Below are 10,550 nucleotides of genomic sequence, written 5' to 3' on the forward strand. Positions count from 1 at the left end.
AAGCCATAACTACTTTCTTCAAACAAATTGGGCGTAAAAAGAAATTATTGAGAGCTAGGCTCACTGATAAATTTCAAATTGTCAGTGAACCTAATTTCGGATTTTGAAGTGTAATGGCTATATACCCGTAATTTTTAAAAATACTAGTTTTTGGGCGATTCGATTTTTTTGGCAGAACTGTTTTTAAAGATGAAGTAATGGCGAGTTCTATTGCGAATCTTTAAAAACAGTTCTGACGGAAAAAGCGATAGAACAAATCTAGGGTCTGTTGACATTTCACTTGCCGCCTACGTGCCGCGGCTTGTCCGCGGCATCCAGTCAATCTAAATCATCGGCAAATTTCTTCATACAGATCACGCCATTCTGGATTAAGTTTCTCGATTAAATTTATTTTCCATTGTCTTGGCCAATTTTTGAAACGTTTTTCACGACGAGCTGCGTCAATATATAATTCGTGTATTTCGTAATAGACAAGCATATGTACGTTATACTTGGCAGTGAAGCCTGGAATAACTTTANTCTATTGCGAATCTTTAAAAACAGTTCTGACGGAAAAAGCGATAGAACAAATCTAGGGTCTGTTGACATTTCACTTGCCGCCTACGTGCCGCGGCTTGCCCGCGCCATCCAGTCAATCTAAATCATCGGCAAATTTCTTCATACAGATCACGCCATTCTGGATTAAGTTTCTCGATTAAATTTATTTTCCATTGTCTTGGCCAATTTTTGAAACGTTTTTCACGACGAGCTGCGTCAATATATAATTCGTGTATTTCGTAATAGACAAGCATATGTACGTTATACTTGGCAGTGAAGCCTGGAATAACTTTATTTTTGTGTTCCCACGTTCGTTTAATGATGTTTGACGTAGAACCTATGTAAAGAGTACCATTACGCTGACTTGCAAGAATATAAACATAAGATGGATGCATCATACATTCCCTGAATGTTGGACAAACATCCAGATAATATCGCAAGAAGTGCTACATAGGTAGCCATAAAAATGCACAGGCCATAGCAACAACAGAGGCATAATTCCGCTTTAATTTATCAAATCTTGTGGCAATTGCACGAAAATGCTTTATCCTGGCGAATAAATTTTCAACTAAATGCCTATATTTATAAAGACACCAATCCATATCTAAATTGCCAATCTTAGAATTATTCTTTCTTGGAATAACTGGAATGGATGATTTTTTACGAATAGTGTCTCTTATTTCTTCACTGTCATAGCCTTTATCAGCAATAATATGACCTGCGGCGGGCAGTTGTTCGATAAACTCTGGGGCAACTTTACAATCGTGTACTTCCCCACCCGTTATTTCAAAATCGATGGGTAAACCATGAGCATCAACAGCCATATGAATTTTTGTCGTATTGCCCCCTCTGGATTTTCCTATCGCTTTATTTTCTTCAGAAGCTGCACCAGAACTGTGTTGATGCACTTTTACGATGCTGCCATCAATAAACTCCCATTCAAGATCTGGTTCTTGAACAAGTGCTTTGAATATGCTCATCAATTTGCTTTTGATGACCATCGATTAAATTTTTGATAGATTGAGTTCCAGAATCCAAACTCTGTTGGTAGGTCGCGCCAAGGGCAGCCAACCCGCATGCGATATAACATTGCCTCTACTATCATACGAAGATTAGACTTGTCATAAATCCCATGCTGTAGCATGATCTCCCTAAGCTTCGACCAAAGCTCGTCATTGAGCATAAGTCTAAGCATTGCAAACTCGTTTTATACTTGGTGTCAGAACCGTTATATTATGAGTTTGCTTTCATTATTCAATGGATTAGATAGTGCGGCTTTTGATTTGACCATCTATTGGATGCCGCGGACAAGCCGCGGCACGTAGGCGGCAAGTGAAATGTCAACAGACCCTAGTATTTTGAAAGATTACGGGTATATATCAATCTACCAACTTACTTGTGCTGCATCCAGAATATTTTGCCTAGTGCAAATTTCTGAAACCGCTCCGTTATTACAAATGACCAGCCCTGTTTCATCTTTTTTTAATACCCCACCTTGCCACAAACAACACCCCATTATTTTATGTAAATCCATGACTGCATGGCGATCGCAATAACAGGTTGAATAATCCCCGTTTCGACAAACAAATCGCCCAGCGGATGAGTCGCAATAATGCACGCCACCCATGCCCTCACAACACTCAGGGCAGGGTTTATACGCTGGTTTTTCTGGAGGAGGGCAGGGATTCACACAAGGCTGATTACCAGTACAGGTATTACAACCGAAGCCAAGCGCGTAGACGTTGGTTAACAAGAGAGTCATTAGAAGGGTTAGAAGCAATCGTAATGCGTTCATTACTTAATCCGTTGTTTTTTATACTATTAGGATAGCATATAACCTCATTGAATCAATGACGCTAATAAACCCAGGGTAAACACATCTAAATTTTGAACACTAAAAAGTTTGTTTTTGTCTACGTGCCGTGCTTTATGCACGGCATCCAGTCGATCTTGAACAATGTACGAGGCTAGATTCCGCGCATAAAGCGCGGAACGTAGGCATTTTGATTTCATAGTATCCGTTTAGATGCGGTTGCCCTGCTAATAAACCTAAAGTGCGAGTATCAGAGTTCATTCTTCAACCAATGGTGTTTCTTTTAGCTCAAACTCAACGGCTTCAATTTTTTGGAAGCGTTGGGTAATTTTTTTGGCGGAGGTATTGACTTCGCTGACATCTTGATGCGCCATATCGATGTGTTTCGTTAATTTATCCATACGTTTTTCAAAACGCTGAAAATCTAGAGCGAGCGATTGTAAGTGCTTTTGGATAATGTGAACCTGTTTCCTGGTGGCATCGTCTTTTAATACAGCTCTGGCGGTGGTTAACACAGCCATTAAGGTACTTGGGGAAACCAACCATACTTTTAATCGCTGTGAAAGGGCAATGACTTCAGGGTAATTGGCATGGACTTCTGCAAAAATAGCCTCGGCTGGGATAAACATGATGGCGCTATCGGTGGTTTCGTTGGCAACGATGTATTTTTCAGCAATGTCTTTAATATGTTTTTGTAAATCTTGACGAAACTGCTGCTGTAGGGATTTTCGTTCTACAGAGCCGTTGTCTGTATTCATCAATTTTTGATACGTTTCTAAAGGAAATTTAGCATCAATTACAATATTTCCTGTGGGTTCTGGCAAAAATAGGATGCAATCGGCCCGCTTTTGATTGCTCAGAGTATATTGCATGCTGTAATGATGGCTTGGAATCATATTGGCAATCAGACTCGACAACTGTACTTCGCCAAAGGCGCCGCGAGAACGTTTATCCACTAATACATCTTGTAAACTCACCACGTGAGTTGATAATTCTGTAATTTTTTTTTGAGCCTCATCGATAATGGTTAGTCGTTTTACAATATCGGTGAACGTGGAGGACGTTTTTTCAAACCCTTCGGTTAGGCGGGTATTGACCTGCAAGGTCATGTTGTGAAGATGGCTTCGGACTTCTTCGGTTAGTGATTTTAAATTGGCGCTTAATGAATCCGCATGTTGCTTAAAACTGTGATTGATTTGCTCACGTACGTCTTTCATATGGCTTTGAACGGTTTCAGTGACTAACTTTTGGCTGGTGAGCTGACCTTCTGCGATTTTTTCATAAATTGAATGTTGGGCAGTCTGATTATGAAGTTGTAAATCGGTTTGGAGTTGTTGAAGTTTATTTTCTAATGTGAATTGAAGGCTATTATTCCGCTTCATCAATAGCGCCATTAAAATAATTTGTAGGGCAATGCCGATGCCAAAGACTATTGAAAGGTTGGTTAACGTTATAAATGCCATCTGATACTCTACCGATTTAATGAATTAGATAGTATAACGAATGATGAAGTTGATAGTGAATCCTAAACGTGTAAATATTCATTTAATTTTGAAGATTGAGTTTTTATAGTCATGAACAATTCCGACATAGCGAAGGAGATAGAACGTCTTCGCGAAAAAATTCGACACTACGATTATCAATATTATGTCTTGGATGAACCCAGCATACCCGATGCCGAGTATGATCGCTGTTTTAAACAATTGCAGGCGTTGGAAGAGAAATACCCACAATACAAAAGCAAGGACTCTCCAACAGAACGAGTAGGCGTGGCGCCGGTCTCTTCTCTGGAAGCCATCGCTCATCAACAGCCTATGCTTTCATTGTCGAATGTGTTTGATGAAGAGGAGTTAAAGGCGTTTATTAAACGGGTGGCTGATAAATTGAAGGTTAACCGTGATGACTTAGTCTTTACCTGTGAACCTAAGTTGGATGGACTCGCAGTTAATCTGACTTATGAACGGGGGGTCCTTGTTTCGGCAGCCACACGCGGTGATGGACGTGTGGGAGAAAATATTACAGGCAATATTAAAACCATCGCTGCCGTTCCCTTAAAGTTATTAGGCGATGATATCCCTTCGATGATTGAAGTCCGCGGTGAAGTGTATATGCCGATAGCGGGCTTTGAAGCTTTAAATGAAACGGCACGAAATGCTGGGGAAAAAACCTTTGCTAACCCGCGAAATGCTGCGGCTGGCAGCCTCCGGCAACTAAATCCATCGGTGACCGCCACAAGGCCGCTTGCCATTTATTGTTACGGTATAGGAGCCAATGAAGGCATTCTTCTCCCCGACAGCCACTTTGCCCAACTGAGTATGCTTAAGCATTTAGGATTTCGAGTGGCGCCAGAAATAGAAGTGCAACGAGGTCTAACAGGATGCCTTCGTTATTATGAAGCGATGCTTCAACGACGTGCTGAACTGCCTTATGAAATTGATGGGGTGGTCTATAAAGTGGATAGCACAGCCCAGCAAAATCAACTGGGCTATGTCGCCCGGGCGCCAAGGTTTGCTTGTGCCCATAAATTTCCAGCCAGTGAAGAAATGACAACGCTTCTCGAGGTTGATTTTCAGGTTGGACGAACGGGTGCATTAACGCCAGTAGCGCGCTTAAAGCCGGTGCGTGTGGCGGGCGTGACTGTGAGTAATGCTACCCTTCATAATATGGATGAAATTGAGCGCAAAGACATTCGTATTGGCGATGAAGTGATTGTACGTCGTGCGGGTGATGTTATCCCAGAAGTGGTTTCGGTTATTCTTGAAAAAAGACCATCGGAAACTAAAACCATCTCGCTACCCAAAGAATGCCCAGTATGCGGTGCGGATGTGATTCGTGAAGAAGGCGAAGCGGTCGCGCGTTGCACTGGCGGTTTATTTTGCAAGGCGCAACGTAAACGAATGATTTGGCATTTTGCTTCACGTAAAGCCATGGCCATTGATGGCTTGGGTGACGTGTTAATCGAGCAGCTTGTGGATAAAGAACGACTAGACGATGTGGCAGATTTATATACCCTAACGCAAGAAGAGTTGGCCGAATACCCACGCATGGGGCCTAAATCGGCTGCAAATCTGGTAGAGGCAATGGAACGCAGTAAAAAAACAACATTTCAGCGCTTCATCTATGCGTTGGGAATACGTGAAATCGGGGAAGCAAGTGCTGAAATATTAGCCAATCATTATAAAGACATTGAAGCGCTAAAAAACGCAAGCGTTGAAGATTTAATGGCATTGAAGGACATTGGTCCGGTCGCTGCCGATCATGTTGTTCATTTTTTTGCACAAGATCATAATCTTGAAGTGATTGATAAACTCATGAAATTTGGCGTGAGCTGGCCAACACCCGAGGTTAAACTAGCGGATGAAACGCATCCATTTTATGGGAAAACAGTCGTTTTAACAGGATCATTATCTAGGATGAGCCGAGATGAAGCCAAAGCCAAGCTGACCGCACGAGGAGCTAAGGTGACTGGGAGCGTTTCAGCGAACACTGATTATCTTATCGCTGGCGCTGATCCAGGGTCAAAATTTACCAAAGCGACAGAGTTGGACGTTACGATATTAAATGAAGATGAGTTTTTGGAGCGATTATCCTAGAAAAAGCAGTTAAGCCCTGCAGCAAGCAAGTTAAGAGTGCTGAAGACATTGGCTTGGGTAGCGAGGCTTTAACTTCTTTTTCTAAGATTATAAATCTAGAGGGGTTTTTCTTTGTTAAGGATTAAACATTGGATAGGGATTGTTGTCCTATTGCTCACGCCTTGTGCTAAAGCGAGTGATTGGGTGCTCAATAACCCATACCCAGAAAGCCAGCATGATCAAAAAATTTACTATACCTCATTTAGTGAACAACCCAAAACGTTAGATCCTGCTAAATCGTATTCTTCTAATGAATATCAATTTATCGGACAAATTTATGAACCGGTTTTACAATATGATTATCTTGCCAGGCCCTATAAATTAGTACCCTTAACCGCGGTGAAAATGCCTACCGTTCGTTATTTTGATGCTCAGGGAAATGAGCTCATCAATCCGGAAGGTAAGGTTATCGCAAAAACCGTTTACACCATTCAAATAAAGCCAGGAATTTATTATCAGCCGCATCCAGCCTTTGCCAGAAACGAGTCAGGAAAATTAATTTATAGAGATCTTTCAGAAGATTATCTTGATGAACATGATATTAATGATATCTCTGATTTTAAACATTCCGGTACAAGAGAACTTAAAGCAGAGGATTATATTTATGAAATTAAGCGATTAGCCAATCCAAGACTGAGTTCTTCCATTTATGGACTCATGAGTCAATATATTGAAGGGTTTCAGGATTTTGGTAAAACATTGCCTCCAGCATTGCTGCAAAAGCCATTTCTCGATTTACGCGAATATTCGCTCTCTGGTGTGCGTAAGATTGATGATTATAGCTATGAGATAACCATCAAAGGACTCTATCCACAGTTTATATTCTGGCTGGCGATGCCGTTTTTCGCGCCAATCCCATGGGAGGCGGAGTATTTTTATTCTCAGCCAGATATGGAAGACCGAAACTTAGGTTTAGGCTGGTATCCAGTTGGGTCCGGGCCGTTTATGTTAACGGAAAATAATCCAAACAGCGCCATGATTTTAGAAAAAAATCCGAATTATCATGAAGAATATTTTCCATTCGTTGGTAGTGAGCACGATATTGAACAGGGGTATCTTCATCATAAAGGAGAGCGACTACCTTTAATCAATAAAGCCATTTATACCTTAGAAAAAGAAAACATTCCTCGCTGGAATAAGTTTTTGCAGGGGTATTATGATTTATCAGGCGTAAGCGCGGATAGTTTTGACCAAGCAATCCATATATCACGGACGGGTAAGCCAACCCTAACAGCACAGATGGAACAAAAGGGGATGCGACTGACTCAGATGACTGACCCAAGTGTTTTTTATATTGGCTTTAACATGCTTGATCCAGTCGTTGGCGGAAACAGTGAGCGTGCGCGTAAGTTACGCCTAGCGATTTCCATCGCCATTAATTATCAAGAGTACATCGCCATTTTCTTAAATGGGCGAGGAACACCAGCTCAAGGTCCAATTCCGCCTGGAATCTTTGGACATCGAACAAGCAAATCAGGAATCAATCCTTATGTGTATACATGGGATCAAGGATTAAAGCGAAAACCTATTGAAGAGGCTAAGGCCTTAATGAAAGAAGCCGGTTATCCCAATGGTCGCGATCCTCAAACAGGCCTCCCTCTCATTTTAAATTACGATGTTCCTGCAGCAGGAGGTCCGGATGATAAAGCACAACTGAACTGGATGCGAAAACAGTTTGCAAAAATAGGCATTTCATTAAATATTCGTGCCACCCAGTACAATCGCTTTCAAGAAAAAATGCGGACTGGTAATGCGCAAATATTCACTTGGGGATGGAATGCCGACTATCCTGACCCTGAAAATTTTTTATTTTTGCTTTATGGGCCAAACAGCAAAGTCAACTACGGAGGAGCAAATGCGGCAAATTATCAAAATCCCGAATACGATCGTTTATTTGATTTAATGAAAAATCGGCCAAATGACGAGATAAGAATGGAGTTGATTGATAACATGCTGGAAATTGTACGAAGAGATGCTCCATGGGTCTTTGGAGTTAATACCAAAAGTTTAATTTTAAGCCAGCTTTGGACCGCACCTTTTAAACCCAACACCATATCCCAGAGCACCTTAAAATACATTGCTATTGACGTTCCCTTGCGCAATGAGTTAAGAAAAAAATGGAATCAGCCAGTGCTTTGGCCAATAGGTTTGTTTTTATGCATGATGGCGTTACTGTTATTGCCATTTTTCTTTGCCTATCGCCGCAAACAACAGCATCAAGCGCCCAGGGCCGAGCTATGACCACTTATTTATTTAGACGTATTTTATACATGATTCCCATATTACTTGGGATTAACATTTTAACCTTCGCGTTATTTTTTATGGTGAATTCTCCAGACGACATGGCCCGGATGCAATTAGGTGAAAAGCATGTGTCAGAAGCCGTTATCGAAAATTGGAAAGCGGTGCGGGGATATGATTTACCCTTGTTTTATAACGAAAAAAAATCAGGCCTTGAGTCGCTGACTCAAACGTTATTTTATCAAAAATCGTTTCGGCTGTTTTTGTTTGACTTTGGGATGTCTGATGCCGGTCGTGACATTAGTTATGATGTTTCACAACGTATGTGGCCAAGTCTTGCCATCGCAATACCGGTTTTTATTTTAGGGCTTTTCGTGAATATTGTGTTTGCCATGCTGATGGCTTTTTTTCGCTCCAGCTATCTAGATTTAAGCGGGGTAGTGTTTTGCATTATTTTAATGTCAATTTCCACCATGTTTTATATTATCGGCGGCCAATATTTATTTGGCAAAGTGCTACGTCTTGTGCCGATTTCAGGCTATGACGATGGGTTAAATAGCGTTAAATTTGTGGCGCTTCCGATTTTAGTGGCTGTGATTAGTGGTATTGGTGGGGGCAGTCGCTGGTATCGAACGTTATTTTTAGAAGAAATGCATCGGGATTACGTTAAAACGGCACGGGCGAAAGGGCTTTCTGAATTAAGCGTTTTGTTTCGTCATGTGTTAAAAAATACCATGCTGCCGATTTTAACAGGAATTGTGGTGATTATTCCTTCACTGTTTATGGGAAGCCTAGTTTTAGAATCGTTTTTTGGTATACCGGGATTGGGCAGTTACATTATTGATGCCATTCAGCAACAAGACTTCGCCATTGTGCGGGCTATGGTGTTTTTGGGTTCAATTTTATACATTATTGGACTGATATTAACGGATATATCGTATACCTTGGTTGATCCTAGAGTGAGATTACAATGACGCTGGATTTGTTATGGACTGATCAATGTTTTTTAGTGCTGATGCTGCTAGCGACGGTTTTAATTCTTCGCAGTTTAAAAAGAGAGCCGGTGAGACGTGCGTTCAAACAAATCTTAAGCAAACCGATTCCGGTGAGTGCTGGTATTGTTCTGTTATTGTTTCTACTCATAGGAGTATTAGATTCTATTCAATTTAAAACAACAAAGAGTAGTCGAACGGCATCGGTATTGGATAGGGTGCTCTCGCCCTTAGATACTGAGTATGAAAAAACCTATTCCGCACCATTGTCATTGCATCTTTACGGTAAGGAAACGATCTTTGAAGAAGGAAAAGCCAGGCAAGTCTACCCTAGATTACATTATCCGCCATCCTTTTTAGAACATTCGCAAGATGTACATCAACTTATGCTTAACATTGTATCGGGCTCTTTATTACTCGCTTTTTTAAGTGTGATGGTTGTATGGCTCATACTGCTTTTGTCTCGCGCAATACGACATCATCCTAAACCCATTTACTTTAGTTCGGCGTTACTAAGCGCGTTGATTACTTTATTCGTTTGCTTAACCATTGTGATTAGCACCTATTGGTTATCGCGCTATCTGCATGTTCTTGGCACGGGAAAAATTGGTCAAGATGTTTATTACTACGCTATAAAAAGTATTCGTACTGGGCTTGTGATAGGCACCTTAACGACCTTATTTATGATGCCCTTGGCCTTAATGTTAGGCATATCGGCTGGCTACTTTGGAGGGATTATCGATGACATCATTCAATACATCTATACCACATTAAGTTCCATTCCTGGCGTACTGTTAATCACTGCTTCGGTGTTATCGATGCAAACCTTTATTGCTAATCATCCTGAACAATTTACAACCCTTGCTCAAAGTGCGGATGCAAGGCTTTTAGCGTTGTGTTTTATTTTAGGCGTTACGAGTTGGACGAGCCTTTGCCGATTGCTGCGTGCAGAAGCGTTAAAGTTACGGGAAATCGATTATGTCTTAGCCGCTCAGGCTTTAGGAAGTAGCTCGCTTAAAATCTTGTTCAAACATCTTTTACCAAACGTGATGCATATTGTCGTTATCACCTTAGTGTTGGATTTTAGTTTTTTAGTGCTTGCTGAAGCCGTATTGTCTTATGTGGGAGTGGGGGTTTCACCTCTGACCATCAGTTGGGGGAATATGATTAACGCGGCTCGTTTGGAATTAGCCCGAGAACCCATTGTTTGGTGGCCTATGCTTGCTGCGTTTGTTTTTATGTTTATCTTGGTTCTCGCCAGTAATCTTTTTGCAGACGCTGTAAGAGACGCCTTTGATCCTAGACAATCCGGGATAGAATAATCCATAGAATAGG

The 10,550-nt window shown here is 41.2% G+C and carries 8 protein-coding genes and 1 pseudogene; 4 read left to right on the plus strand and 5 right to left on the minus strand.

Annotation, left to right across the window (positions count from 1 at the left end):
- Positions 1–328: 328 nt before the first annotated feature.
- The 5 genes and pseudogenes from E1O47_RS12525 to E1O47_RS08300 all read right to left on the minus strand — a co-directional run.
- Positions 329–517, minus strand: a pseudogene (locus E1O47_RS12525) (GIY-YIG nuclease family protein); the annotation flags it as partial.
- 124 nt (positions 518–641) lie between these two features.
- A complete protein-coding gene (locus E1O47_RS08285; RefSeq protein ID WP_133130837.1) occupies positions 642–932 on the minus strand; it encodes a GIY-YIG nuclease family protein in 291 nt (96 codons plus the stop codon).
- A gap of 51 nt (positions 933–983) precedes the next feature.
- A protein-coding gene (locus E1O47_RS08290; protein ID WP_242602072.1) for an IS5 family transposase occupies positions 984–1,732 on the minus strand; the annotation gives its coding sequence in 2 pieces (ribosomal slippage) (positions 984–1,528 and positions 1,528–1,732; 750 coding nt in all).
- Positions 1,733–1,921: 189 nt separating this feature from the next.
- Positions 1,922–2,332, minus strand: a complete 411-nt coding sequence (locus tag E1O47_RS08295; protein WP_242602074.1) for a hypothetical protein — start codon at positions 2,330–2,332, stop codon at positions 1,922–1,924.
- Positions 2,333–2,607: 275 nt separating this feature from the next.
- Complete coding sequence (locus E1O47_RS08300; RefSeq protein WP_133130796.1) at positions 2,608–3,813, minus strand: DNA recombination protein RmuC; 1,206 nt, start codon at positions 3,811–3,813, stop codon at positions 2,608–2,610.
- Between the two features lie 111 nt (positions 3,814–3,924).
- On the opposite strand from E1O47_RS08300, the gene ligA reads away from it, so the two are divergent.
- The 4 genes from ligA to E1O47_RS08320 all read left to right on the plus strand — a co-directional run bounded on the left by ligA (position 3,925) and on the right by E1O47_RS08320 (position 10,537).
- Complete coding sequence (ligA, locus tag E1O47_RS08305; RefSeq protein ID WP_133130797.1) at positions 3,925–5,943, plus strand: NAD-dependent DNA ligase LigA; 2,019 nt, start codon at positions 3,925–3,927, stop codon at positions 5,941–5,943.
- Positions 5,944–6,327: 384 nt separating this feature from the next.
- Positions 6,328–8,223, plus strand: a complete 1,896-nt coding sequence (locus E1O47_RS08310; RefSeq protein ID WP_423202761.1) for an ABC transporter substrate-binding protein — start codon at positions 6,328–6,330, stop codon at positions 8,221–8,223.
- The gene (locus E1O47_RS08315) at positions 8,220–9,197 is read left to right on the plus strand and encodes an ABC transporter permease (protein ID WP_133130798.1); all 978 of its coding nucleotides are present in this window, start codon (positions 8,220–8,222) and stop codon (positions 9,195–9,197) included. The genes E1O47_RS08310 and E1O47_RS08315 overlap by 4 nt, the downstream gene beginning before the upstream one ends.
- Positions 9,194–10,537, plus strand: a complete 1,344-nt coding sequence (locus E1O47_RS08320; protein WP_133130799.1) for an ABC transporter permease — start codon at positions 9,194–9,196, stop codon at positions 10,535–10,537. Before E1O47_RS08315 ends, E1O47_RS08320 begins: the two co-directional genes overlap by 4 nt.
- Positions 10,538–10,550 lie beyond the last annotated feature (13 nt).

It is taken from the genome of Legionella yabuuchiae (genome assembly GCF_900640115.1).
GTDB lineage: Bacteria > Pseudomonadota > Gammaproteobacteria > Legionellales > Legionellaceae > Legionella_A > Legionella_A yabuuchiae.

Bases quoted from the DNA above. Each gene is read 5' to 3' on its own strand.
- E1O47_RS08285 (WP_133130837.1), bottom strand. From the start codon at position 932: ATGCATCCATCTTATGTTTATATTCTTGCAAGTCAGCGTAATGGTACT.
- E1O47_RS08295 (WP_242602074.1), bottom strand. From the start codon at position 2,332: ATGAACGCATTACGATTGCTTCTAACCCTTCTAATGACTCTCTTGTTA.
- E1O47_RS08300 (WP_133130796.1), bottom strand. From the start codon at position 3,813: ATGGCATTTATAACGTTAACCAACCTTTCAATAGTCTTTGGCATCGGC.
- ligA (WP_133130797.1), top strand. From the start codon at position 3,925: ATGAACAATTCCGACATAGCGAAGGAGATAGAACGTCTTCGCGAAAAA.
- E1O47_RS08310 (WP_423202761.1), top strand. From the start codon at position 6,328: ATGCCTACCGTTCGTTATTTTGATGCTCAGGGAAATGAGCTCATCAAT.
- E1O47_RS08315 (WP_133130798.1), top strand. From the start codon at position 8,220: ATGACCACTTATTTATTTAGACGTATTTTATACATGATTCCCATATTA.
- E1O47_RS08320 (WP_133130799.1), top strand. From the start codon at position 9,194: ATGACGCTGGATTTGTTATGGACTGATCAATGTTTTTTAGTGCTGATG.